Origin of the sequence: Streptantibioticus silvisoli (genome assembly GCF_027947535.2) — a bacterium.
Lineage (GTDB): Bacteria > Actinomycetota > Actinomycetes > Streptomycetales > Streptomycetaceae > Streptantibioticus_C > Streptantibioticus_C silvisoli.
Genome location: NZ_JAAGKO020000005.1, coordinates 241159 through 266800, shown reverse-complemented (window position 1 = coordinate 266800; position 25642 = coordinate 241159). Strand labels below are relative to the sequence as shown.

At 74.9% G+C, this 25642-nt stretch carries 14 protein-coding genes; 11 read left to right on the top strand and 3 right to left on the bottom strand.

Translation table 11 applies throughout. The features are described from left to right. The 9 genes from POF43_RS06230 to POF43_RS06190 form a co-directional block, all read left to right on the top strand. On the top strand, positions 1-5061 hold a 5061-nt coding region (locus POF43_RS06230; RefSeq protein WP_282704445.1), incomplete at its 5' end, for a MupA/Atu3671 family FMN-dependent luciferase-like monooxygenase. A gap of 12 nt (positions 5062-5073) precedes the next feature. Beyond that, complete coding sequence (locus POF43_RS06225; RefSeq protein ID WP_271313503.1) at positions 5074-6141, top strand: phytanoyl-CoA dioxygenase family protein; 1068 nt, start codon at positions 5074-5076, stop codon at positions 6139-6141. A 13-nt stretch (positions 6142-6154) separates the two neighbouring features. After that, complete coding sequence (locus POF43_RS06220; protein ID WP_282704444.1) at positions 6155-9760, top strand: AMP-binding protein; 3606 nt, start codon at positions 6155-6157, stop codon at positions 9758-9760. Next, positions 9757-11469, top strand: a complete 1713-nt coding sequence (locus POF43_RS34790; protein WP_271325301.1) for a beta-ketoacyl synthase N-terminal-like domain-containing protein — start codon at positions 9757-9759, stop codon at positions 11467-11469. The genes POF43_RS06220 and POF43_RS34790 overlap by 4 nt, the downstream gene beginning before the upstream one ends. Beyond that, positions 11466-12143, top strand: a complete 678-nt coding sequence (locus POF43_RS06210) for a thioesterase II family protein (RefSeq protein ID WP_271313500.1) — start codon at positions 11466-11468, stop codon at positions 12141-12143. The genes POF43_RS34790 and POF43_RS06210 overlap by 4 nt, the downstream gene beginning before the upstream one ends. Then, entirely contained in the window at positions 12140-13975 is a 1836-nt protein-coding gene (locus tag POF43_RS34785; protein WP_282704443.1) for an ATP-binding cassette domain-containing protein, read from the top strand. Before POF43_RS06210 ends, POF43_RS34785 begins: the two co-directional genes overlap by 4 nt. Further along, positions 13968-15758 carry an ATP-binding cassette domain-containing protein gene (locus POF43_RS34780; protein ID WP_271324225.1) on the top strand — a complete coding sequence of 597 codons (1791 nt, stop codon included), beginning with the start codon at positions 13968-13970 and terminating at the stop codon, positions 15756-15758. Before POF43_RS34785 ends, POF43_RS34780 begins: the two co-directional genes overlap by 8 nt. After that, positions 15755-18643 carry an AMP-binding protein gene (locus POF43_RS06195; RefSeq protein ID WP_271324224.1) on the top strand — a complete coding sequence of 963 codons (2889 nt, stop codon included), beginning with the start codon at positions 15755-15757 and terminating at the stop codon, positions 18641-18643. The genes POF43_RS34780 and POF43_RS06195 overlap by 4 nt, the downstream gene beginning before the upstream one ends. Positions 18644-19034: 391 nt before the next feature. Beyond that, a complete protein-coding gene (locus POF43_RS06190) occupies positions 19035-20522 on the top strand; it encodes an APC family permease (protein WP_271324223.1) in 1488 nt (495 codons plus the stop codon). Positions 20523-20769: 247 nt separating this feature from the next. Here the strand turns inward: POF43_RS06190 and POF43_RS06185 are convergent, their stop codons facing one another. After that, positions 20770-21507 (bottom strand): SDR family oxidoreductase, encoded by a 738-nt coding sequence (locus tag POF43_RS06185; RefSeq protein WP_271324027.1) that lies wholly within the window; start codon positions 21505-21507, stop codon positions 20770-20772. 130 nt (positions 21508-21637) lie between these two features. Here POF43_RS06185 and POF43_RS06180 point away from each other — a divergent pair, with 130 nt between their 5' ends. Both POF43_RS06180 and POF43_RS06175 read left to right on the top strand, forming a co-directional pair. Then, entirely contained in the window at positions 21638-22441 is an 804-nt protein-coding gene (locus POF43_RS06180) for a helix-turn-helix transcriptional regulator (protein ID WP_271324028.1), read from the top strand. Between the two features lie 180 nt (positions 22442-22621). Then, on the top strand, positions 22622-23542 hold the full coding sequence (locus POF43_RS06175; RefSeq protein WP_271324029.1) for an NADP-dependent oxidoreductase: 921 nt from the start codon (positions 22622-22624) through the stop codon (positions 23540-23542). Positions 23543-23673: 131 nt separating this feature from the next. On the opposite strand, the gene POF43_RS06170 is transcribed toward POF43_RS06175, so the two are convergent. Together POF43_RS06170 and POF43_RS06165 are read right to left on the bottom strand one after the other, a co-directional pair. Continuing rightward, on the bottom strand, positions 23674-24465 hold the full coding sequence (locus POF43_RS06170) for an ABC transporter permease (RefSeq protein ID WP_271324030.1): 792 nt from the start codon (positions 24463-24465) through the stop codon (positions 23674-23676). Beyond that, on the bottom strand, positions 24462-25436 hold the full coding sequence (locus POF43_RS06165) for an ABC transporter ATP-binding protein (RefSeq protein WP_271324031.1): 975 nt from the start codon (positions 25434-25436) through the stop codon (positions 24462-24464). Before POF43_RS06165 ends, POF43_RS06170 begins: the two co-directional genes overlap by 4 nt. Between the last annotated feature and the right edge of the window lie 206 nt (positions 25437-25642).

The window sequence follows — 25642 nt, the reverse complement described above, 5'->3', positions numbered from 1 at the left end:
CTGGGCGCGGATTCCCTCGTCCTCATCGAACTCGCCGACAAAATCCAGCACACCTACGACGTCGACATCACCGTCGTCCAGCTCTTCGAAGAAATCGTCACCACCGAAGCCATCACCCGCTGGATCGAACAGGAACGCACTCCCCCCACTCCTCCGGCGCCCACCGCAGGCGTCCCCGCGCCCACCGCCGGCGCTCCCACCGCAAGCGTCCCCGCGCCCACCGCCACGCCCACGGCGAGCGCCCCCGTCACGCCTGCGGCCGGCGCCCCGGTCCCGCGGCCCGCGCGTGGCTTCGCCGAGGCGACGGCCGAGTCGCGCCGCCTGTCGGAGGCGTACCAGGACGTGCTGTGCAACAACCGCCGGTTCCCCGAGCGGGACGAGGCCGAGCGCGGCAGCGCGTACCCGGTCTGGGTCGACCGGTCCGAAGGCCCGTACCTGTGGGACGTCGACGGCAACCGCCTCGTGGACATGGCGATGGGCTACGGGTCGCACCTGTTCGGCCACAACCCGGACTTCGTCGTGCGGGCGCTGCGGGAGCAGCTCGACAAGGGCCTCCACCTGGGCGCCGAGGTCGCGCAGACCGGTGAACTGGCCCAGAAGATCCGGCAGTTGACCGGCGTGGAGCGGGTCAACTTCTGCGTCTCCGGTACCGAGGCGGTGTTCACGGCGATGCGGCTGGCCCGCGCCTACACCGGGCGCGGCAAGATCGTCATGCTCCAGCACGCCTACCACGGCCATTCCGACGCGACGCTGTACAGCCCCAAGCCCGGCGAGCGCAGGCAGAGGGTGGCGACCCCCAACGTGCTGGGGGTGTCGGCCGCCGGGGCCGGTGACGTCATCGTCGGTTCCGTGGACGATCCGGGGCTGCCGGAGTTCATCCGGGAGCACGGCGACGAGATCGCGGCCGTGCTGATGGAACCGCTGCAGAACCAGTTCCCCGACCGGGACCTGCGCGACTTCGCGGTCGAGATGCGGCGGGTCACCGAGTCCGTCGGGGCGCTGCTGATCTTCGACGAGGTGCTGACCGGGTTCCGTTTCGCGCCGGGCGGCTTCCAGGAGCTGTACGGCGTCGAGGCCGACCTGGTGACGTACGGCAAGACGGTGGGCGCCGGGCTTCCGGTGGCGGTGGTGGCCGGGCGGGCCCGCGTCATGGACCTGGTCGACGGCGGCCCGTGGACGCGGGACCTGCGGGTCGGCTCCGACCGGCTCACCTACACCGCCGGCACCTACGGCAAACACCCGCTGTCGATGGCCGCCGCGAACGAGGTGCTCGGCGAACTGGCGCGGCGGGGGCCGCAGTTCAGCCAGCGGCTCAACGAACGCGGGGACCGGCTCCGGGAGCGGCTCGACGCCGTGCTGGGAGAGGCGGACGCCGGTGTCCGGGTGATCGGGCGGGGTTCCCTGCTGCGCTTCGTGCGGTCGGGGGCGGTGAGCTTCGCGTTCCTCGGCAGCGAATTCCACGCCTTCCGGCGGGCGCTGCTGGCCGAGGGCGTCTACATCACGGAGATCGGGCTCAGTTACCTGTCCGACGCCCACACCGACGAGGTCCTGGACGAGGTCGTCGGCGCCGTCGCCCGAGCGGCGCGGTCCGCGAAGGGCCGTACGACCGCCGGAAGCACCGCTGCCGCCGAGCGTGGTCAGGCCCCGCAGGCGTCCGGTTCCGGCGCCGGGGCCGCCGTGACGGCGCCCGTCCGGCAGGCTGCCCCGGCGCCGGCCGCCCCGGTGGTTTCGGCGGTGCCGTCCCGGCCGGCCGAGCGGGAACTCGCGGTGAGCCTGTCGTTCTTCGGCATGCAGGACCGCGCGCACGAGGGCGACTTCTACGGCCGGGTCGTACGGCTCGCCGAGGCCGCGGAGGCCGGCGGGCTGGACGCCGTCTGGTTCCCCGAGCGGCACTTCGACGGGTTCGCCGGCTTCTCGCCCAACCCGGCGGTCCTGGCCGCCCTGGTGGCGTCGCGCACCTCGCGGATCGGCCTGCGGGCCGGCAGCGCCGTCCTGCCGCTGCACTCGGCCGTCACCGTCGCCGAGGACTGGGCGATGCTCGACGTGGCGAGCGGCGGGCGGGTCGGGGTGGCGGTCGCCTCCGGCTGGATGCGCCGCGACTTCGTGCTGTCGCAGGCGCCCTACGAGGCCCGGCGCGAACTGTTCGAACAGCGGATATCGGAGCTGGACCGGCTGTGGTCCGGCGAGACGCTGCGGGTGGAGAGCCCGGGCGGCACGGTGGCCGACGTACGGCTCTTCCCCCGGCCGGTGCAGGCGCGGCTGCCGTTGTGGCAGGCGATCCTCGGCAGCGAGCAGTCGTTCCACGAGGCCGGCCGGGCCGGCCGGAACATCCTCACCAACCTGATCCAGCAGGACCTCGGCGAACTGCGGGCCAAGCTCGCCCGCTACCGCGCCGGGCGGCAGGAAGCCGGCCTCGACCCGGCCGGCGGAGAAGTCACCGTGCTGGTGCACACCGCGTTCACCCCCGACCCGGACAGCCGGGCGGCGGCGCTGCGCGACCTGGAGCACTACATGTTCCAGACGTTCAAAAGCACGCACCGCGACCCCGCCTCCGTCGACGAGGCGTCGTGGTCGGGGCGGATGGCGCAGGCCGCACGGCGCCTCCAGGACGGGCTGAGCCTCATCGGCACCGGGAGCGAGTGGCTCACGCAGTGCCGTGCCCTGAAGGAGGCGGGCGCCACCGAGATCTCCTGCCTGGTCGACTTCGTCCGCGAACCCGACCGCTGGGACGCCACGGTGGAAGCCCTGGCCGGCCTGCGCGACGCGGTCCGCCGGCCCGCCCCCGCGGTGCGGCCCACCGCGCCGACGGAGAACGACACCGCGCAGGCCGCCGCCGCTGCGGAGCGCAACACCGCGGTCCAGGACGCCACCGCGGCGGAGCCCGCCGAACCGGTCCGCGCCACCGACCAGCCCGCCGAACCGTTCGTTGAGACCGAGCGGCCCGCCGAACCGGTGCGTACCGTCGAGTTGACGCGGGGCGCGGTCGAGATCTGGGCGGCGTCGAAGATCAGCCCCGACGCGATGGCGGCGTACACCATTCAGCGGCTGTTCGAGGTGCGCGGCGAGGTGGACGGCGACCGGCTCCGGTCCGCCTTCCTCGAAGTGCTGCGCGCCGACGCCTCGTTGCGGCTGGAGGTGCTGCCGACCGGTGAGGCCGGCGTCATCGCGGACCACCGCGGGGCGCAGCAGGACGCGTTCGTGCTCTACGACGGCGTCGCCGGTGACCGGGCGGCCTTCCACGACCGGGTCGCGCGCGACCTGGCCGCCCGGCCGCTCGACGCGGAGCACGGTCCCGCCCTGGCGATGCGGTGCCAGGTCACGGCCGACGGCATGCTGATCCACCTGGCCGCCTCGCACGCGGTGATGGACGGCACGCAGTTCTCGGACGTCCTGCGCAAGGTCGGCAAGGCCTACGACGGCGAGCGGATCGACGAGCCCGCACCGGAGGCCGCCGGGGACGGCGGTGAGGCGGACGGCGACCGCGGCTACTGGCGCGAGGCCGTCGCCCGCCTGCCCCGCACGACGCTGGAGCGGGCCGGGACCCGTTCGGTCGTCACCGGGGACTGGCGCGGCAGGCGCTACAGCCGGCGGCTGCCCGACGGCTGGCTCGGCGCGGTGGAGACCCGGGCGCGCGAACAGCGGATCACCGCGTTCATCGAGACCCTCGCGAGCACGATGGAGAGCCTCAACGGTCTGGCCGGCCGGCACCTGCTCTACTCCTTCCCGGCGCTGCGGCCCCGCAGCCGGCGGTACGGCAGCCGGGCCAACCTGCTGCCGATCTGGGCGGACGACTCCGTCAAGGACCTGCGCGCCCACTGCAAGTCCGCGGTCCTCAACGGTCTTCAGCACGGCTCGCTCACCTTCACGCAGATCTTCGACGGCGGGCGGGCCGGCGACCCCGCGCGGGGCCGTGTCGTCCCCGACGTGACCTTCTCCTGGGACCACTTCGACGCGCTGCGGCTGGGCACGTCGACCATCCGTGAACTCCCCACCCGGACCGAGGTGGTGCGCTTCCCGATCGGCGTCACCCTGACCGTGGAGCCGGGCGGCGGGGTCACCCTCTCGCTGGATCTCGCGGAGGCCGCGGGGGTGGACGACGGCGAGAAGTGGTTCGACGCGCTCCACACGGCGCTCGTCCAGGAGTACGCGGAGCACGCCCCGGCAGCGCCGGCGGCCGGGCCGGACCGGTCGGAGGCCGCCGGCCTGCCGCACGAGGCCGCGGTCGCGCTGGCCGGTCTGGCGGTCCACTGCCGGGCGGTGGCGCGGGACAACGGGCAGCACACCCTGCGGCTCGACGGACGCGGCCGTATGACCGACCTGCTCGTCAGCAGGGCGCGCGCGACGACGAACGCCGTGCTGCGGCGCTGCGAGGTCGAGCGGATCACCGACGTGCGGATCGCGGTGGACTCCGAGTACGACCTGCTGGTCGCCGCCCTGGTGTGCGGGATGCTCGGGGTGGCCGACCGGGCCGTGGCCGGCGGCGGCACCGGCGACGGGAGCGGGGTCACCCTGGAGATCCGGCCGTCGGCGACCGGTGCCGGATCGAGCGCGTCGCACGTCGTGGTGGGACTGTCGGCGTGGACCTACGTCGCGCCGGACGCTACGTTGCCCGACGCCCCGCAGGACGTCGCGGGCCTCGCGCACCTGCTCGGCACGTTCGCCGAGGACCACCCGTCGGACCGGGTGGCGGTGGTCGCCCGGGCGGCCGTGCGGGTGGCCGACCTGCTCGGGGTGGACCGCGGGTCCGCCACGTCCGAAACGGCGACGCCCGCCCCGGCCGCCGCCCCCGCCGGCCCGGACGGCAGCGCGGTGGTGCGTGCCGCGTGGCGGAAGGCGCTGGGGCGGGACGGTTTCGGCGACGAGGAGGACTTCTTCGAACTGGGCGGCGACTCCATCGCGGCCATCCGTGTCGTCGCGGAGCTCAACAGCCGGCTCGGCGCGTCCCTGCCGGTCAGCCTCGTCTACTTCCACCCCACCGTCGCGGAACTCGTGACGGAGTTGCGTTCCCAGCAAGCCGCGTCATCCACCGCGGACTCGTCGCCCAGCCCGACGCGTCGCTAGAAGGGAAGCTCGATGTCAAACTTCCGGACCACCTCCGTGGCGCAGGTGCGCAGGTTCGCCCACTGGCAGGACCCGGGCGAGGCCGTGACGCGCGCGTTCGGCTTCACCGACGGCGTCCTGCCCGACGACCAGCAGGTCGTGGTCGACGACGAACTGCGGGTCCACCTGCCCGGCAAGCGGGTGCCGCTCGCCAGCGACCGCCGCTCGGACTGGGCGCTGTTCTGCCAGGAGCACTTCGGCCTGCAGTCCCGGTTCTGGCCGCGGTTCGACCGGCACCCGCTGAACACCGACTTCGTCTGGAACCCGGTCGGGGCCGACCCGCGCGTGCTGAGCGAGGCGGAGGTGACCCAGTACAACGAGCAGGGCTACGTGGTGATCGAGGACGCCCTCGACCAGAGCTTCCTGGAGCAGCTGACCGGGGAACTCGACGCGCACGACGCGGACCGGCTCAAGACGCTGGAGCGCAAGGGCAACACCGAGGCGCTGAAGAAGATCAGCTTCAGCGCGCAGCCGTCCCGGCAGATGCGCACGGTGCGGCAGTTGTCGGTCCTGCCGGTCTTCCAGCACCTGGGCCACGACCTCATCGGGCCCGACGTGCGCCTGTACTGGGACCAGTCGGTCTACAAGCCGGCGCGTTGCACCGACCCGTTCCCGTGGCACCAGGACACCGGCTACACCTACGTCGACTACCAGCAGTGCTTCACGGTGTGGATCGCCCTGACCGACGCGAACGTCGACACCGGGTGCCTGTGGGTGCTGCCCGGCGGCCACCGGGTCGGCACCCTGCGGCACGCGAAGAGCGAGTACGGCAACGTCGTCTTCGGCGAGGACCCCGGCAACATGATCCCGGTGCCGGTACGGGCCGGTTCGATGGCGGTGTTCGCGGCGACGCTGCCGCACATGACCGGCGCGAACAAGCGCGGCTGGACCCGCAAGGCGGTCATGCTGGAGTACGCGCCGGACGGGATGAACCGGATCGCCGTGGACCCGTGGGGCAACCGGACGAAGACCCCCGCCGCGTACCTGGACAGCCACTACCAGCTGCTGCGCGACGGCGTCCCCACCTCCTTGAGCATCTAGCCGCGGAAAGTACATGTCCTACGACGAACTCTCCCCCCTCGACGAGGTGGCGGACGCCCTCAACGCCGATGTCCGGGTCCGCGGCTTCACCGCCGTGGAGCGGGCGGACGGCGCGGGCCCGCCGCGGGCCGGACTCGACGTCGAGCTGGAACGCGACGAACCGGCGGCCGAGCTGCTGCGGCGGCTCGGCCCGCTCGCCGCACGCCTGGACGCGACCGAGGTCGTGGCCGCCGGTGCGCCCGGCGCCCCCGACCCGGGCCCGGCCGCCGCCCGGCCGCGCGGGCGGCGCCAGAGCGGCGTGCTGGCCCTCATCGGGCCGCCCGCCGAACGCGCCGACGAGGACCGGGAACGTCTGTCGGCGCTCGGCCACGCCCTGACCCGGGCCGCGGCGGGCGGCAACGGGGTCACCGCGGTCGACTCCGACGGCCGGACGCTGTCGCTGACCTGGGCGGAGCTGCGGGACCACGCGCTGCGCCACGGTGAACGGCTGCGGGCCGCCGCGACCGGCCCGTCCACCCGGGTGCTGCTGGCCACGGTGGAGCCGTCCGCGACGCTCCTGGCGTTCTGGGCGTGCGTCATGGCCGACCTCGATCCCCTCCTGGTCCCGGCGGAGCTGCTCACCGCCGACGCCGCGGACGTCGAGGGGTGGATGGGCGCGCTGCGCGCGGAGCTGGACCTGGCGCTGATCGTCCGCCAGCCGGACACCTCCGCGTTCGCGGGTGCCGGCTGGGAGCGGTTCGCCACCGACGGGACGGGGCTGGAGACGATCGACCCGTTCGGGGCGGCCCCGGCGGAGGCCGGGGCCGTCGCGGCCGGGCGCCGCGCCGCCTGGTCGCGGGAGCACACCGCGCCCGGCGCCCCGGAGCGCACGGTGGCGTTCATGACCTCCGGCAGCACCGGGCGCCCCAAGGTCGTCGCGCAGCGGCACGCCGCGATCCTCAGCGTCGCGGCGGGGGCGAGCTGGATGAACGGCCTCGGCGCCGACGACGTCAGCCTCAACTGGATGCCGCTGTCGCACGTCGGGGCGATCCTGATGACCATGGTGCGCGACGTGTACATCGGCGCGGAGCACATCAGTGTGGCGACCAACCGGATACTCGCCGCCCCGCAGGAGTGGTTCCGGATCGTGCACGAGCGGCGGGTGACGGCGACCTGGTCGCCCAACTTCGCGCTGAAGCTGCTCGCCCGCACCGCGACCCGCGTCCGGCGCGAGCGGGCGGGGGCCTGCGACCTGTCCTCGCTGCGGTTCTATCTCAACGGCGGCGACGCGGTCTCGGTGGCGGACGTGCGCGACTTCGACGAACGGCTGGCGCCGCTCGGCCTGCGTCCCGGGGCGGTGACCCCGGCCTGGGGCATGACCGAGACCTGCTCGGGCGTCACGTACAACACCGCGCTCGACACGGCCGTGACCGCGCCGAGCGTGCCGTCGGTCGGATTCCCGCTGCCCGGCGTGGAGTTGCGGACGGTCCCGCTCGACGAGCAGGAGCCCGAGGGCCCGCTCATCGGCCACCTGGAGGTCCGCGGCCCGTCGGTGCTCGAACGCTACGCCGCCCCGCAGGACGCGGTGGGACCGGACCGGGACGGCTGGTTCCGCACCGGCGACCTCGGCTGGATCAGCGAGAACGGCCTGCACATCTCCGGCCGCGACGAGGGCCGGATCATCGTCAACGGCGTCAACTGGAACACGGCGGACATCGAGTCGGCGGTGGACCGGGCCCCCGGGGTGGCGCCGGGCACCGCGGCGGCCGTCGGACACCGCTCCGGTCCGTCCGGCACCGAGGACCTGCTCGTCTTCTGCGCCGCCGACGGTCAGCTGCCGCCGGAGCGGGTACCGGACGCGGTGCGCGAGCATCTGCTGACCGTGCTGCGGCTGGGGGTGCGCCGGGTCGTCGTCGTCGACGCGTCCGACATCGAGCGGACCGGCATCGGCAAGATCAAGAAGAAGCTCCTGGTCCAGCGGTTCGCCGACGCGGGAACGCCACCGCCGGCACCGCACCCGTCCCGGAGCGCCGCACCGCTGTCCGCCGGCGGCACCCCCGCCGACTTCACCGCCACCGGCGCCCCCGCCACCCCCGCCACCTCCGGCGTCCGCGGCTCCCGCATGGTGTGGACGGCCGACGTCCCGGCGAAGGCGGCGGGGGCCGCCCGGGCGGTGTGGCTGGCGGGCCCCGACGCCGGGCAGCCGGACGCCGCCGCGCCGCAGGACCGGCCGGCGGACGAACGCGCCGGGGTCGTGCTGCACGGCGACGGTCTGCACGCCACCGGTGACGCCGGCTGCGCGCGGGCGCTGCTGGAGCTGTGCGAGCGGTGGGAGCCGTGGCTCGACCGCAACGTCGGGCCGCTGCCGCGCACCGCGCCGGTCACCGTGCTGGTCCGTGACCGGTCGGCGGCCGGCGCGGCGCGGCCACTCACCCACCCGCTGGTGTCCTGGATACGGGCCGTCCTCGGCGCGCGCGGTTTCGCCAACGTCCGCACCCTGTGGGTGGCCGCCGGCGTCCCGCAGCACGCGATCCGGGCGGCGGTGGGCGTGGCCGACCTGCGGGACCGCTTCATCGACCGGGACGGCACGTGGTGGACGCGCACCCTGCTGCCCGCCGTGGTCGGGACCGGTGAGCCGGACCCCGGCCACTACGTGCTGATCGGCGGGACCGGGCGGCTCGGCACGGTGCTGGCCGACCGCCTGGCGGCCGGCGGCCACCGGGTCACCGTCGTCGGCAGGCGAGCCGTCGACCCGGGCACGCCGGGCCCTGACCGCATCGCCGGTGACATCGGCACCGAGCAGGGCCGCGACGCGCTGCTGCGGGCGCTGGGTTCGGCGACGCGGCCGGGCGTGCCGGTGCACCTCGTCCACCTGGCCGGTTCCCCGGACCTGCCCGGCGCGTCCCGTACCCGGCTGCTGGAGGACGTGGTCCGCCCGAAGACCGAGGGGCTCGCCCACGCCGCCGTGCTGGCGGAACGGCTGGGTGCGCCGCTGACGGTGCTGTCGTCGGTCAACGCCCACCTGGGCGGGGCCGGCGTGCCGTTCTATGCGGCGGCCTGCGCCGGTGCCGAGGCGGCGGCGTACTCGCGCGACGGGGTCACGGTCATCGCGTGCTCCAGGGTCGAGCACGCGGAGCACCGCACCGGGGGTGAGGACGTCGCGGCCCTGTCGGGGATCGGGACGGTGCCGCTGACGGACCTGGTGGCCGCGCTGACCTGCGGACGGCGGCCGGCCACGCTGATCCTGGGCCTGGCCGCCCGCAACCGGTACGTCAACGAGGAGGGCGCCTGCCGCGTACGGCTCTCGGCGGCGGCCCTCGAACAGCCCGTGCGGCCGGCGGTGTCCCTACCGGCGTCACCGGCGGCCGGGCGGGCCGGGGACGACACGGCCGGCCGGCTGCGCGGGCTGGTGGACGAGCTGTTCCCGGAGATCGACGCCGCCGCCGACGGCAACTGGTTCGACCTGGGCCTGACGTCCGTCAACCTGCCGCTGCTGGCCCGGCGCATCACCGAGGAGGAGAAAGTGGAGGTGTCCCTCGTGGACCTGATGCGCTATCCGAGCGTCACCGCGCTGGCCGCGGTGCTCGCCGAACGCGGCACCGCGACGCGGTCCGCGGTGCCCGGCGGCGGTGAGCGGTGAGCGAACGCATCGCCGTCGTCGGTTACGCCGTGCGGCTGCCCGGCGGTGACGACCTGGAGGACCTCGACCGGTTCTTGATGAGCGGGCGCAGCGCGGTGCGGACGCACGCGCGCGACGAACTGCTCGAACAGGGCCTGGACCCGGCCGAGATCGACGACCCGCGCTACGTCCCCCGGGCGGCGGCGACGAGCTGGACCGTGGAGTCGGCCAAGCACATCGACCTGCTGTCCGCCCGGGAGCGGCGCGTCACCGATCCGCAGCAGCTGCTGTTCTTCGACTGCTGCGTGGCCGCGCTCGAACACGCCGGGATTGCCGCGGAGAGCGTGGCCGGGCGCGAGGTGGCGTGCGTCGGCGGGGTCGGGATGGGGCTGTACGCGGGCAACGAGCTGTCGAGCTTCTTCAGCCGCAGCCTGCGGCACGACGGGCAGCTCGTCGGTGAGGCCGTTCCGCCGGAGATCCTGGTCGGCAACGCGAGCGACCACACCGTCGGACGGGTCTCCTACCGGCTGGGGCTGACCGGGCCGAGCGTCAACGTGCAGACCGCCTGCTCCACCGCGCTCGCCTCGGTGGAGTACGCCTGCACGCTGCTCAGGTCCGGCCGGGTGGAACTCGCGCTGGCCGGCGCGGCAGCACTGTACTTCCCGCTGAAGCGCGGCTACCAGCACGAACGCGGCGGTATCCTCTCCCCCGGCGGGGTCTGCCGGGCGTTCGACGCGGACGCCGACGGCACGGTCGGGGGCAGCGGGGGTGGCGTGTTCGTACTCAAGCGCCTGGCCGACGCGCGCCGTGACGGGGACGCGGTGCACGGCGTGATCGAGGGCGTCTACCAGGGCAGCGACGGCGGTGCGCGGGCCAGCTACACCGCGCCGGCCTTCGACGGTCAGGCCCGGGTGATCCGCGGGGCGCTGCGGGACGCGGGCGTTGAACCGTCCGCCCTGTCCTACGTGGAGGCGCACGGCACCGGTACGCCGGTGGGCGACCTGGTCGAGCTGTCGGCGCTGAACGAGGTCTTCGGCGGCCGGGACGTCCCGTTGCCGGTGGGTTCGGTCAAGCCGGCGCTGGGGCACCTCGACACCGCGGCGGGCGTCGCCTCCCTGGTGAACGTCCTGCTGGGGCTGCGCCGCGGGGCCATGCCGGGCACGGTGAACCTCACCCGTCCCGATCCGGCCCTCGCCGGCGGCGTCGCACGGCCGACCGCGGCACCGGTGCGGCTGCGCCCGGCCGGGGACGACGGCACGGTGCGGGTGGGCATCAGCTCGTTCGGCGCGAGCGGGACGAGCGTGCACGCGGTGGTGTCGGACTACGCGATGACCGAGCGGACGGACCCCTGGCAGGAGCCGGCGCAGCCGCCGGAGCCGGCGGAGCCGCCGGTGGCCGTCCCGTCCGGTACCCGGGGCGGGGCACCCGTGGCGGACACCGGTGCCGCAGCGGAGGAGCCCGCGGCCGCCGACCCGGACGCGATACGCCGCGCCGTCCTGGAACTGCTCGCCGACCGGGCTGCGCACAGCGACGAGCTGCGGATGGAGGACATCGGCCGGCTCGGCGCGGTGGACATCGGCCTGGACTCCGTCGACCTGCTCGCGGTCGCGAAGGTGATCGAGCAGCGCTGGGGCGTCCGGTTCGAGATCCTCGACATGCTGATGTTCACCAGCGTCGACGAGATGATCGACGACCTCCTCCAGCAGGCGGCGGGCCCCGGCACCTCATGACGGATCTCTACTGCTTTCCGCACAGCGGCGGCTTCTCCTACCAGTTCCGGGCGCTGGGGCAGGTGATCGCCCCGCTCTCGCCGCGCCCGGTGGACTACCCCAAGGTCGGCGCGCGCGACGGGTCGCCCGAGGGGGTGGGCGACTTCGTCCGCCGCTGGCTGGCGTCGTGCGACGGGGTGGACTTCGGCGGCGCCTGCCTCTACGGGCAGAGCCTGGGCGGCCTGATGGCGTTCGAGGCGGCGGTGCAGCTCGAACAGCGCGGCACCCCCGCGGCCGGCGTGGTGATCGCCGCCGCGCTGCCGTTCTCCCACAGCGCCATGCCGCGCCTGGACTACGAGCTGTGCTCGCAGGAGGAGTTGCTGGACTGGTCCTTCGGTACCGTTCAGGGCCGGGAACCGTCCGGCGCCGAACGGGAGGTGTTCCGCTGGCTGTCGCCGCGGCTGCGCCGCGACCTGCGGATGTACGCCGGCTACACGCCGGACGGCCGCCTGGACCTGACGCCCGCCCTGGTGCTCCAGGCCACCGGCGACCGGGTCTGCCCGCCGCCGACGCAGCACTACTGGGCGGAGCGGATCAGCCGGCTGGACTGGCGTGAGATCGACGCCGGACACCTGTTCCACATGGACGCGCCGGCCGTGACGGCCGCCGCTGTCAGAGACTGGAGGAGTACGTGACGGGCGCGTCGAAGCCGCCGGCCGGGCGGGCGGGCCGGGGGCACCGGGGGTGGGCCCTCCTGCGGCGGCTGCGGCTGACGCCGTTCGCCGTGGGGTTCGGTCCGGCACCGGGCTGGACGGTGTGCGTCGGCCTGGTCGTGCTGGTCGCGGCGGCCGCTCCGGCGGCGTCGGCGCTGGCCACCGGCCTGGTGGTCGACGCGGCGCTGCCGCACGGCAGCGGGGCCGCCGCGATCGGGCCGATCGTGGCCGCCCTGGTGCTGGTCTTCCTGGTGGGCCAACTGGCCACCCAGCTGGTGGCCACCGTCGCGGACGCGTACGGCGGCGTGCTGGAGGGCGAGATCGAGGCGCGCACGATGAGCGCGAGCGTCCTGACCCCGGCAGGGGCGGACGGGCCGGTGCGGGGGCTGGTGGACGCGCTGCGCGACACCGTGCCGGTCCGGCAGCTGGTGACCGCCACCTGCCAGCAGCTGATGACCCGGTGCCAGGCCGTCTTCGTCGGCTGCCTGATCATCGCGTACGCCCCGCTCACCGGCCTCGCGGTGCTGGCCGCCTGCGTGTACTGCGCCGCCCTGCTGGAGAGCGAGTACGACGAGGAGCAGTCCCGGGCGTACTCGGTGGCGGACGCGAGCCGGCGCCCGCGCTACCTGTCGGGGCTGGCGTTCGACCTCGGCGCGGCCCGCGAGATCAAGGTCTTCCGGGCGGCGGACTGGGTCGTGCGGCAGTACGACGCGGCGGCCGCGGCCGCGCACGGGGACGGCCGCAACCGCATGAGCGCGCCGGTGCTGGTGTCGTACGCGGCGGTCCTCGTCACGACCGTCGCCCTGCTGGCGAACCTCGCCCGAAGCCTGGTCCACGGCGGGATCAGCGCGGGCGAGGTCGCGGTGTGCGTGTCGGCCCTCACCGGGCTCAGCGGCATCTTCGCCGTCACGATGAACGTCGTCCACGCCGGCCGGGCGGCGACCCTGTTCGACCAGGTGCGGCTGTCCGGGGTACTGGGCGGCGGCCCGGCGACGGGTACGGGCGGGACCGGGACGGCCCCGACGCCGGCACCGGTGTCCGCGCCCGCGCCCGCGCCCGGCAGCGTCATCCGGTTCGAGGGCGTGTCCTACGCCTACCCCGGCGGGGAGCCGGTCTTCCGCGACCTCAGCTTCGAGCTGCGGTTGCGCGGCAGCCTGGCCGTCGTCGGCCCGAACGGGGCCGGCAAGTCGACCCTGGTGCGGCTGCTGACCGGGGCGCTGTCGCCGGACAGCGGTTCGATCACCTGCGACGGCCGGCCGGTCGGCGGCTCGCAGGAGGACCGGTCCCGCTGGCGGTCGGCGTTCGCCTTCCTCGGGCAGCGGTTCGTCCGCTACCCGGCGACCCTGGCGCAGAACGTCCACCTGTCCACGGCAGCGCGGCCGCTGGGCGGTCCGGCCCGCGCCCTGCTGTCCGACCTCGATCCCCGGCTCCTGGCGGAGCCCGCCCCGACGCTGGCGAAAGGGGTGCGCGACGGGGTCGACCTGTCGGGCGGGCAGTGGCAGCGGGTCGCCACCGCCCGGGCCGTGCAGGCGCTCGACACGCGTTCCTGCCGGGTCCTCGTGCTCGACGAGCCGACCGCCGCGCTCGACGCGCAGGCCGAGGCGCGGTTCTTCGCGGAGGCCGGCGAGCTGGCCGGGCCCGGCCGGACGACCCTCATGGTCTCCCACCGGCTGTCGGGCGTGAAGAACGTCGAGGAGATCCTGGTGCTCGAGTCCGGCACCATCCACGAACGCGGCGACCACGCGTCGCTGATGCGGCAGCAAGGGCGGTACGCCGAGATGTTCACGGCACAAGCGAGGCGTTACCGTGACTGAGCGTCCGACGCGCGTCTTCCCCACCTTCCTCGGGTTCTCCTTCCGCGCCGACCGCGGCGGGGCGTGGGCGACGCTGATCATGTTCACCTTCCGCCCGCTGGCGGCGGTGCTGTTCTCGCTGGGGCTGGCCGCGATGCTCGCCGCCCTGCTGCAACGGCACTTCGCGACCGCCGTCGCGGTGGCCTGCGCCGCGTGCGTCATGCTCGTCGTCCAGGTCGCCTCCGCGAAGACCGCGCTGAGCGTGTCGGCCCGCATGGTGGACCGCACCGGGCGGCTCGTCGACCGGGAGATCCAGCGGATGCTGCACGGCGCCCCGACGCTGGAGCACTTCCACGATCCGGTGCTGCTGGACAAGCTGGAGGTCATCCGCGCCGAACGGCCGCGCCTGACCGAGGGCGCCGACGTGTCGGGGCTGATCCTGGGCACGTCGCTGCGCCTGGCGTGCGTCGTGGTGGTGGCCGCGCTCGCGACGCCCTGGCTGCTGCTCGTGCCGGTGGCCGCGGTGGTGTCGTACGCCTGCACCGCGGCGGCCGAACGCGCCAGGCACCGGGGCCGTACGGCGTCGGCCGAGGCGGCCCGGCTGCGCGCCGACTTCTTCACCATCGGCACCGACCCGGCCCACCGTGACGAACTGCTGCTGGCCGGCGCCGGGGAGTTCGCCCGCGCGCGGCACGCGGCCTGGGCCCGGGAGGCGGAACGGACGCGGGCACGCGGGATGTGGCTCGGCTTGCTGTGGGCGGCCCTGGGCGTGCTCATCATGACGGCGGCGTTCGGCGTCGGCTTCCTGTTCCTGGTCTCCTCCCTGCTGCACGGCACCACCGCGGTGGGCACCGCACTCGCGGCCCTGCTCATGCTGTCGAACGTGACGGTGCTGATGAGCGGCCTGATCCGGTACCTGTCGGCGCTGTCGGACTCGATGCGCGCCACCGGGTTGCTGCTGGAGGTGCGCGAGGCCCTCGGCGCCCACCGGGCCCCCGGGCCGGCCGCCGTCGCGGGCCGGGAGGTGCGCGGCATCGAGCTGAACGGCGTCGGCTTCCGCTATCCGGCCGGACACGCCGCCGTGCTGGACGCCGTGGACCTGACGCTGCGGCCCGGCACGGTGTACGCCCTGGTGGGGGCGAACGGCAGCGGCAAGTCGACCCTGGTGCAGGTGCTGGCCGGCCTGCTGCCCCCGACGACGGGGTCGGTGCGCCGCGGCGGACCGGCCGGCGACCGCACGTCCCTGGTGGCGCAGGACTACGTCCGCTTCGAGTTCGAACTGGAGGACAGCGTCCGGCTCGGCGACGACGGCCCCGGCGCGGGCGACCTCGCCCGTGCCCTGTCCGACTCCGGGCTGGACGCCTACCTGGCCCGGGGCGAACTCGCCCTGCGCACCCCGCTGGGGCGTTCCCTGCCGACCGGGACGGACCTGTCCGGCGGGCAGTGGCAGCGCGTCGCGATCTGCCGCGGCCTGCTCTCCCCCGAAACGACCCTGCTGCTGCTGGACGAGCCGACGTCCGCGATCGACCCCCTCGCCGAGGACGCGCTGCTGTCGACGTTCGCGGCCTGGTCGCACGCGGTGGCGCAGACCACGGACGGCGTCGCGGTGATCGTCACGCACCGCATGTCGCTGGTCAGGGAGGTCGACGAGGTGATCCTGATGAGCGGGGGCCGGATCGTCGCGGTGGCACCGCACGAGGACCTGCTGGGACACCCCGAGTACCAGAAGCTCTACCACGTACAACAGCGCGCCTACGCGGAGACCGCCTCGGGCGAAGGCGAAGAGGACTGGGAAACATCATGATCGGACCGCTGGTTCACAGTTCGCTCCTGCGGCGCGGCGCGGCGGTGGTGGCCGTCGGCGCGGACGGCGAGGACGTCACCGGCAGCGGGCTGCACGCCGCGGCGGCCGGTCTGGCGGCCCGGCTGCGCGCGGCGGGGGCCGGCCCCGGTGCCGCCGTGGCGATCGCGCTCCCGCAGACCGTCGGACAGGTCGCGGCGCTCGTCGCGGTCCTCTACACCGGCGCCGACTTCGTCTTCGTCGACCCCGACCAGCCGCCGGCCCGCAACGCCGACTTCATGGCGGCTGTCCGCCCCGCGTGCGTCCTGGGCGGCGCCGCCGGGCGGGCCGCGGAGGTCTTCGCCGGCTGCGAGGCGGAACACCTCCCGGTGCAACCGCCGCTCCCCGGCGCGGTCCCCGACGCCGAGCCGTCGTTCACCCCGAGCGGCTACTTCGTGCAGACCAGCGGGACCACCGGGCGGCCGAAGGTGCTGCGCGTCGACGGCCGCGCCCTGGAGAACCGCCTGCGGTGGGGGCAGGGCGTCTACCCGCTGGGGCTGGACGACGTCGTGCTGTCGACGTCCCGGCCCGGGTTCGACTTCTACGTCTGGGAGCTGCTCGCCCCCCTGGTGTTCGGCGCGAAACTCGTCCTCACCTCCCGGCTGGAGGCCGCGAGCGCGAAGGACCTGCTCGACCGGTGCGTCGCCGAGAAGGCCACGGCCGTGCACTTCTTCCCGCGCATGCTCGACGAGTTCAGCGCCCTCGCCGCCGCCTCGCCCGGCGGCCTCGCGCTGCGGTGGGTCTTCTCCGGCGGCGCCGCGCTGCCGGTGGACACCCTGGCCACAGCGCGTTCCGCCCTGCCCGGCGCGGTCGTGCTGAACCAGTACGGTCCGGCCGAGTGCTGCGTCGACGTCACCTTCCTGGACTGCCGGACATGGAACGGGGGGAACGGTACGAGCCGGACCGGCACGGTCCCGATCGGGCGCCCCATCGACGGCACGAGCGTGCGGGTCGTCGACGCGATGCTGCGGCCGGTGCCGCCCGGCACGACCGGTGAGATCCTGATCGGCGGAATCGCCGCCGAGACCACCCGGGTCGTGTCCGGGCAGGACGCGAGCCGGCCGGCGTTCGTCGCCCTGGAGGAGGGCGGGACGACGCGGACCGTCTACCGCACCGGTGACTACGGCCACGTCGACGAGGCCGGACTGCTGCACTACAGCGGCCGGCAGGACACCCAGTTCAAGATCAACGGCGCCCGCGTCGACCTGTCGGAGGTGGCCGCCGCGGTCCGCGGGATCGACGGCGTGGGCGACTGCCACGTCTACCCGGCCGAAAGCGGCACCGGCGAGGTCGCGCTCGGCGTGGTGATCGAGTCCGCGGAGCTGACGAAGAGCGAGTGCCGCCGCCGGCTGGCCGGCGCGCTGCCGCTGTTCATGGTGCCGACCAGGATCGACGTGGTGGAGCGGCTGCCCAGGACGCCGAAGCTGGAGATCGACGTGGCGGGCCTGCGGGAGATGTTCCCCGCCCGCGGGATCGACCGGGCGCGCGGCGGCGCTCCCGCCACCGCCGCCCCGCGGCGCGACGGCGCCGACACCGCCCGTACCCGGCCCGGTGCGGCGCGCATCCGGCCGGCGTCCCTGGCCGAGCAGCGCCTCATCGGCATGCGGCAGGCCGAGGGCAGGCCGCCGCACCAGACGGTCGCCAACCACCTGCGCATCCGCGGCGAGCTGGACCTGCCGCGCCTGGAGCACGCGTTCCGCGAGCTGGTCGCCCGCCACCCCATGCTCAGGACGACCTACGCCTTCCACGGCGACCGGCTGATGGCGGTGGAGCACGAGCGGCCGGCGCCGGACGCGGTGGAGATCAGGTCCACCACGGGCGTGCGCGACGAGGAGGTGCTGCGGGCGTTCGTCCAGGAGGAGTTCGAGCGGGAGATCCTCCGGTTCTGCGATCCGGACCGGCACAGCACGGTCCGGGCCGTGGTCTACCGGCACGCCCCCGACCTGTTCAGCCTGCTGCTGGTCCTCGACCACATCGCCGTCGACGAGCGGTCGAAGGCCATGCTGCAGAGCGAGTTGGCGGTGCTGTACCGCGGTGACGGCGCCGGCCTGCCGGCGGCCGTACCGTACGATCCGGCCCGGTTGGCGCAGGAGTTCCCCCCGGCGCGGGAGATTCCGGAACTGGTCGCCTGCGCGTCTCCCCCGCCGCCCCGGATCCTGCCCAGCCCGGACCCCGTCGCCGACCCGGCGGCCTTCACCGCCGACACCGTCCGGTTCGACTTCGGACCGGACGCCCCGGAGCGCGTCGGCCGGGTGTGCGGACGGCTGAAGTGCACGCGGTTCGAGTTCCTGATCGCGACGTTCTTCCGCGCCCTGAAGCACTACGGCGGGCAGGACGACGTCGCGCTGCTGGTACCGGTCGACAGCCGCAACACCGTGGAGGACTTCGAGGCGGTCGGCTTCTTCCAGAACCTCATGCCGCTGCGCTCCCGTATCCCGGCGGACGCGGACCTGGCGACCGTGATCGCCGACAGCAAGCACGGGGTCCGGGCCGCGCTGGCCTACCGCGACTTCCCCATCGACCGCGTCATCGCGCAGTTCCGCGACGACAGCGTCACGCAGGCGAGGCGCAATCCGATCTGGCAGATGCTGTTCACCTACTCCAGCGACGGGGTGGACGCCAACTGGCGGCTGGAAGGGCTCGACGTCCAGGACGTCCCGATGTGGCGCGGTGAGGTCGGTCTGGAGCTCCACATCGAGCTCTCGGACACCCCGGCCGGGCTCACCGGGTCCCTGGACTTCGCGCGGGGCGCGCTCGACAACGCCGCGGCGACCCGGATCGGGGCGCTGTGGACGCGGGCGGTGCATTGGGCACTGGAGGAGGCCGAGGCGCTCACGCCGGTCCGGTGATCCGACCGCGTCGGCGGCCGCGGTCCCGTCCGACGCGCCCGGCTTCCGGTGCGGGAGTGCCACCGGCGCGGGAGTGCATCGGTGCGGGAGTGCCACCGGCGCGGGAGTACCACCGGCGCGGGAGTGCATCGGTGCGGAGTGCCATCGGCGCGGGAGCGCCACCGGCGCAGGTGCCACCGGTGCGCCCTGTCGGATAAGCGCTAAATTCCCGCTATGGTCGGCGGGCCGTGCCGTGCGGAAGGCCGTCCGACGGCGGGCCGCGGGCGGTCGGGGCGAGGCCACGCGGCGGTCGGCGTTCGCTGACCGGCGGTCGGCGGCGGGGGCGTGACCGCCGGGAGCGGCCGGGAAGTGCCGCCGCGGGCGTCCGGGAGCGGCCGGGAGAAGGAGCCGTATGAGCAAGCCCGAGCCGGCCGAGGCGGGCCACCGCCTGCGGCGCAATCTGTCGACCTGGGGCGCGGTGGGCCTGTCGGTGGCGCTGCTCGGCCCGAGCATGGCCTCCAACCTCAACCCGCAGGAGCCGGCCGCCCGGGTGGGCGCCGGGGTGCCGCTGGTGTTCCTGCTGTCGACCGTGGGCGTGCTGCTGGTGGCGCACGGCTTCATCCGCATGTCGCAGCACATGTCGCACGCCGGGTCGCTGTACGGGTGGATCGGCGCGGTCTTCGGCCGCCGCGCCGGCTTCGTGGCGGGCTGGCTGCTGCTGGGCACCTACCTGGCCTTCGCGGTCACCACGACCGCCGGGTCAGCGGTGTTCCTCAGCGACTTCCTGCGCGGGACCGGGGTGTGGCCCGGCGTCAACTGGCTGGTGCCCGCGACGGTGGCGTTCGCCGGGATCAGCCGGCTGGCGTCGCGCCCGGCACGGGCGGCCACCCGGGCCCTGCTGGCCCTGGAGTTCGCCACGATGGGGCTGTTCACCGCGGTCGCCGCCGTCGTCCTCGTCAAGGTCGCTACCGGCGGCGCACCGGGCCACCAGCGGCTGGCGCTGTCCGCCCTGGCCTCACCGCACGCGGCGGCCCCCGCACTGTTCTCCGCCGTGACGTTCGGCTTCCTGTCCTTCGCCGGTTTCGAGGCGGCGTCGACGCTGGGCGAGGAGACCCGCGACCCCGAACGGGCGATCCCGCGCGCCCTGACCGGGACCGTGCTGCTGGCAGGCGGCTTCTTCGTCTTCGTCACCACCGCCGAGACCCTGGGCTACGGCACCGACGCGGCCGGCCTCGCACGCTTCACGCACTCGTCCTCCCTGGTCGGGGACCTGGCCGGCGCGTACATCTCACCGGGCGTCGGCCACCTGGTCACCGCGTGCGCCGCGGTGGGCGCCTTCGGCTCGGCGCTGGCCTGCGCCGTCAGCGCCTCCCGGCTGCTGTTCGCCATGGGACGCGACGGATTCATCTCCCCGCGGCTGGGCGACGTCCGCGGTCCCGACGGCGTGCCGGCCCGGGCGCTGGCCACCGTGCTGGCCGCGGTCGCCGTCGGCCTGGCCGGCGCCCGCGTGTTCGCCACCCCCAGCGCCACCGACATCTTCTTCTGGAGCGCCACCATCGGCTCCCTGGTGCTCCTGCTCGCCTACGCCTTCACGCTGGTCGGCGCCGTGAAGTACCTCTTCCTGTCCGGTCCGCGCCGCGCCCGGCCGGCCGAACTGCCCATCCCCGTCGCCGGGTTGCTGTTCATCGGCTACGTGCTGTACGCCAACGTCCACCCGGCGCCCCGGCCCCCGTACGACAGCTTCCCCTACGTCGCCGCCGCGTGGCTGCTGGCCGGGGTGGCCGCCGCCCTCGTCCTGCGCCCCGCCCCCGCCCCGGCCGACGCCGCGTCCGGGAACGGCCTCGACGACGGCGACCCGCGCGAGCCGGTGCTGCCGGAACCGGTGCCGCCGGCCGGGTGAGCGGTCGACGGCGGCACGGCGGACGGGCCACGCACCGCGGGATCGGGCCCGGCCGACGCGGTGGCCGCCGCAGGCCCGCCAGGCCACACCTCCGGGCGGACCGTCCGCACGGCGGATGCCCGACACACCCGCCTGCCGCCCGGCCCGACGCCCCCGGGTCACCGCCGCCGGCCGACGCGCTCCGACGCACGCGGCGTGCGACGTATGGCAACGCCACCGGTGACCGGCGGGCCGGGCGGGGGCCGGTTCACCAGGGGGCCGGGGTGCCGTCCCAGGAGTGGAACCCGCCGGTGGGGCCGTCGTCGGGCAGCAGGGCCAGCCGGACGGCTCCCGCCGCGGCCTCGGCCGGATCACCGTCGCTGGCGGCGGCGCAGGCGTTGAGGTCGGTCGCCCGCAGGCCGGGCGCGAGCGCGTTGACCTTGAACCCGTCGCCGGCCAGCGCGTGCGCGTAGAAGACGGTCAGCGCGTTCAGCGCCGCCTTCGACGACCGGTAGGCGGCGCCGGAGCCCACCGTGGGGAACTGCGCGTCCGGGCCGGTGCTCCACGTCAGCGATCCCGTTCCGCTGGAGATGTTCACGATCCGGGGCCGCGCGGACCGGCGCAGTGCGGGCAGGAAGGCGTTGGTGACCGCGAGGACGCCGAAGACGTTCGTCTCGTACGTCGCGCGGAAGCTGTCGATGTCCGACTCGGGCGCCGTACCGCCGCCGACCATGACGCCGGCGTTGTTGACCAGGATGTCCAGCTCCCCGACCTGCCGGGCCGCCGCGTCGACGCTCCGCCCGTCGGTCACGTCGAGGACGAGCAGCCGGGCGCCGCCGCCGATCTCCTCGACGGCGCGCCGTCCCCGTTCCGCGTCGCGCGAGCCGACGTACACCGTGAGACCGGCGTCGGCCAGCTGCCGCGCGATCTCCTTGCCGATGCCCTTGTTGGCACCGGTGACCAGTGCTGTGCCATCGTTGACATCACTGTTCGGACCATCGTTCATGTCGCTGTTCATACCGCTGTCACCTCAGTGTTCGTCTCGGTGTTCGTCCCACCGTTCATACCGCCGACGATGCCGCAGCCGGATCGAACCATCCAGGCACAACCGATCCCTGGCACCCGGAAGGAGTCACATGGCGAGGCCGGAGCTGGCCCGTTTCCTGCGTGACCGGCGCGAGCGCCTGCGCCCCCGCGACCTGGGGCTGCCCGCCGAACCGCGCCGCCGCACCCCCGGCCTGCGCCGCGAGGAGGTCGCCGGCCTGGCCACCATGTCCGTCGACTACTACGCGCGGCTGGAACAGGCCAGGGGTCCGCGCCCGTCGCCGCGCGTCCTCGACGCCCTCGCCGGCGCGCTCCGGCTGACCGCCGCCGAGCGGACCCACCTGTTCCGGCTGGCCGGCGCCAGCCCGACCCCGCCGGCCGGCCCGGCACGCCAGGTCCGCCCCTACGTCGCCGACCTGCTGCGCCGGATGCCGGAGGCCGGGGCGATCGTCACCAACGCCTGCTACGACGTGATCGGCTGGAATCCGCTCGCGGAGGCCCTGCTGGGCGACGTCGACACCGAGCCGAACATGGCCCGCCGGTACTTCCTGCACACCGGGGAGCCCCGTAGGACCTCCGGCTCCGAGGAGTACGCCCGCATCGTGGTGGCCCGGCTGCGCGGCGCGGCGGTCCGCTACCCCCACGACGCGCGGCTCGCCGGCCTGCTGGCCCAACTGCGGGCCGGCAGCGAGGAGTTCGTCGCGCTCTGGGACGCCGACCCGGTGCACGCCCCCGGCCACCGCACGAAGACGCTGACCCACCCCGAGGCCGGCCCGCTGCGGCTGAACTGCGACGTGCTCACCGTCCCCGACGACGACCAGCAGGTCGTCTTCATCACCGCCGACCCCGGTTCGCCCGCCGCCCGGGCGCTGCGCCGGCTGCGCGCCGCCTGCTGACGCACCGGCCGCGCCGGGGGCCGCGCCGCCGGCCACGGGGTCGGTGCGCCGGTGCCCGCGGCGGTCGCCCGACCGGGGGACGTACCGGAGTGGGACCGGCGCGCATCCCGCCGGGCGTTCATACGATCACGTAGTCATACCGAAGGTCCGTCTGCTGAATGCCTGCGTGAGGAGAGTCCCGTGGCCCGAGCGGTGCGGTTCGACGAGTACGGCGACCGCGACGTGCTGTACGTCGAGGACGTGGAGGTGCCGCGGCCGGCCGCCGGCGAGGTCGTGGTGCGGGTCGAGGCGGCGGGGATCAACCCGGGTGAGGCGGCCGTCCGGCAGGGCGCGATGCGCGAGATGTTCCCGGCCACCTTCCCCTCCGGGCAGGGCAGCGACCTGGCCGGGGTGGTGAGCGCGGTCGGCGACGGGGTCACGCGGTTCGCGGCCGGCGACGAGGTGCTCGGCTGGTCCGTGCGGCGTTCCAGCCAGGCCGAGTACGCCGCCGTCCCGGTCTCCCAGCTCATCGCCAAGCCGCCGGGGCTCGGCTGGGAGGTGGCCGGCAGCCTGTACGTCGTCGGCTGCACGGCCTACGCGGCGGTGCGGGCGGTGGGTGCGGGCAAGGGCGACACCGTCGTGGTGTCGGCGGCGGCCGGCGGGGTGGGCAGCGTCGTCACGCAGTTGCTGCGGACCCGGGGCGTGACGGTCGTCGGCATCGCCTCGCCGTCCAACCACGGCTGGCTCGCCGAGCACGGCGCCGTCCCGGTGGCCTACGGCGACGGTCTCGCCGAACGCCTCAAGGCCGCCGCGCCGCAGGGCATCGACGCGTTCATCGACCTGTTCGGCCCGCAGTACCTGCGGCTGGCGGTCGACCTCGGGGTGCCGCGCGACCGGATCGAGACGATCATCTCGTTCGCGGAGGCGGCCGAGCTGGGCACCAGGGCCGAGGGCAGCGTGGACGCCAGCGACACCGGCGTGCTGGCCGAGATGGCCGCGCTGGCGGCCTCCGGCGACATCGAGATCCCGATCGCCGCCACCTACCCCCTCGACCGGGTCCGCGACGCCTACGCCGAACTCGAACAGCGCCACACCCGCGGCAAGATCGTCCTCCTCCCCTGACGCGCAGCGGGACGCGGGGTCCTGCGAAGCACGGCGGGACGCGGACGCGGGCGCCTGTGCACCGGTGACCGGTCGCCGGTTGCCGGTGGTCGGTCGCCGGGCGGGCCGGTCGCCGGCCGTCGGGCCGCCGCTCACTCCGGGCGGGGGTCCCAGCGGAAGCGGCGGACCGCCACGACCGCGCCCGCGGCACCCCAGGCGGCCAGCACCGCCAGGTCGTGCCACGCGAATCCGCCGGAGCGGGTCAGGGCGCCGAGCAGCGCCTCGTTGAACGGCCGGACCGGCAGCGCGCCGGCGACCGTGACGACCGCGCCGGAGTGGATCGGCAGGTAGGTGCCGGACAGGAAGACCAGCGGGAACAGGACGAACTGCACGACGGCCGGCGCGGCCTCCGCGTTGCGGATCAGCGACGCCACGGCCACGCCCAGGGCGCAGAAGGCGGTCGCCCCCAGCACGAGGGTCACCGCGATCGCGGGCCAGCGCGCGACGCCGGGGAACGGCACGCCGAACAGCCGGCCCACGCCGAGGATGAGCAGCACGTCCACGACGCCGACCATGACGCAGTGCGCCAGCAGTCCCAGGAAGTAGATCCAGGACGGCAGCGGTGTCGCCCGCACCCGCTTGAGGATGCCGTTCTGCCGCCGCGACGCCACGACGATCGCCAACTGGCTGTAGCAGGCGCCCAGGACGGACACCGCGGCGATGGTGGCCACGTAGTAGCCCAGCGCCGACAGCCCGTAGAAGTACGGGCTGGGCGTTCCGCCGTGGAACATCACGCCGAAGATCGCGATGACCACGACCGGGAAGACGAAGGTGAAGAACGCGCTCTGCGGATTGCGCCAGAAGGTCAACTGCTCGTAGCGGACCTGGTGCCACAGCATCGCCAGGTCGCGGCGGCGCGGTGGCCGGCGGGTCACGGGGTTCATCGGGCGCCTCCTTCGGCGGTCTCGTGCGCGGTGTCGGGTGGGGTCCCGCGCGGGGTGTCGTGCGCGGTGTCGGGGCCGGTCAGGTCCAGGTAGACGTCCTCCAGGGTGGGCCGCTCCACGGTGAGGCCGACGAGGGCGGTGCCGCGTTGCAGGGCCCAGCCGGTGAGCCGGTGCAGCGTGCCGGTGGGTTCGGCGGTCCGTACGGTGACCTGGGCGCCGCGCACCTCGGCGGCGACCGGCAGGTCGGCGGCGGCGCACCCGGGCGGCAGGGCGAAGCGGATCCGGGCGCCGGCGGTGTCGCGGCCGCCCAGGTCGTCCGGGGTGCCCTCGGCCACGATCCGGCCGCCGGCCAGCACGGCCACCCGGTCGGCCAGCGCCTGGGCCTCCTGCATGGAGTGCGTGGTGAGCAGCACCGTGGTGCCGGTGTCGCGCAGCTCGCGCACCAGCCGCCAGGCGCCGCGGCGCGCGTTCGGGTCGAACCCGGTCGTCGGCTCGTCGAGGAAGAGCAGCTCCGGGTCGCCGACCACGCCCAGCGCCAGGTCCAGCCGCCGCTTCTGGCCGCCGGACAGCGTCCGCACCTTCCGGCGTTCCTGACCGGTCAGGCCGACCAGGCCGATCACCTCGTCGACGTCGCGCGGCGCCCGGTAGTAGCCGGCGTCCCGGGTGACCGTCTCGCGGACCGTCAGGTACGGCTCCACGGCGATGTCCTGGAGCACCAGGCCGATGCGTTCGCGCAGTTCACGGGCGGCGCCCCGGTCACCGGGGTCGAGGCCGAGCACCTCGGCCCGGCCGGCGTCCCGTGCCCGGAACCCCTCCAGGATCTCCAGGGTGGTGGATTTTCCGGCGCCGTTCGGCCCGAGCAGCGCGAAGATCTCGCCGCGCGCGACCCGGAAGCCGACCCCGCGCACCGCCCGCACCGGGCCGTAGCTCTTGCGCAGGTCCGCCACGACGACCGCGGGCTCCCCGCTCACCGTCGTCCGCCCGTGGCCCGCGCCGTCCCGCCGAGGCGCCGGCCGGCCACCGCGCGGGGCGCGGTCACGCCGGTGCCGGTGCGGTGCCGGGCGATGCGGCGCCGGGCAGCGCGAGCACGGGCGGCGCGGGCGCGGGCGGTGGAACCGGCCGGGCGGGCGTGGCGCGCGGTGCCGCAGGCGGTCCGGGCGGTCGGCGCGGACGGGGT

What these genes read in the sequence shown, in the direction of transcription:
- POF43_RS06185 (WP_271324027.1), bottom strand. Translation starts at nt 21,507, where the DNA reads ATGAACGATGGTCCGAACAGTGATGTCAACGATGGCACAGCACTGGTC.
- POF43_RS06190 (WP_271324223.1), top strand. Translation starts at nt 19,035, where the DNA reads ATGAGCAAGCCCGAGCCGGCCGAGGCGGGCCACCGCCTGCGGCGCAAT.
- POF43_RS06195 (WP_271324224.1), top strand. Translation starts at nt 15,755, where the DNA reads ATGATCGGACCGCTGGTTCACAGTTCGCTCCTGCGGCGCGGCGCGGCG.
- POF43_RS06180 (WP_271324028.1), top strand. Translation starts at nt 21,638, where the DNA reads ATGGCGAGGCCGGAGCTGGCCCGTTTCCTGCGTGACCGGCGCGAGCGC.
- POF43_RS06225 (WP_271313503.1), top strand. Translation starts at nt 5,074, where the DNA reads ATGTCAAACTTCCGGACCACCTCCGTGGCGCAGGTGCGCAGGTTCGCC.
- POF43_RS06220 (WP_282704444.1), top strand. Translation starts at nt 6,155, where the DNA reads ATGTCCTACGACGAACTCTCCCCCCTCGACGAGGTGGCGGACGCCCTC.
- POF43_RS06170 (WP_271324030.1), bottom strand. Translation starts at nt 24,465, where the DNA reads ATGAACCCCGTGACCCGCCGGCCACCGCGCCGCCGCGACCTGGCGATG.
- POF43_RS06210 (WP_271313500.1), top strand. Translation starts at nt 11,466, where the DNA reads ATGACGGATCTCTACTGCTTTCCGCACAGCGGCGGCTTCTCCTACCAG.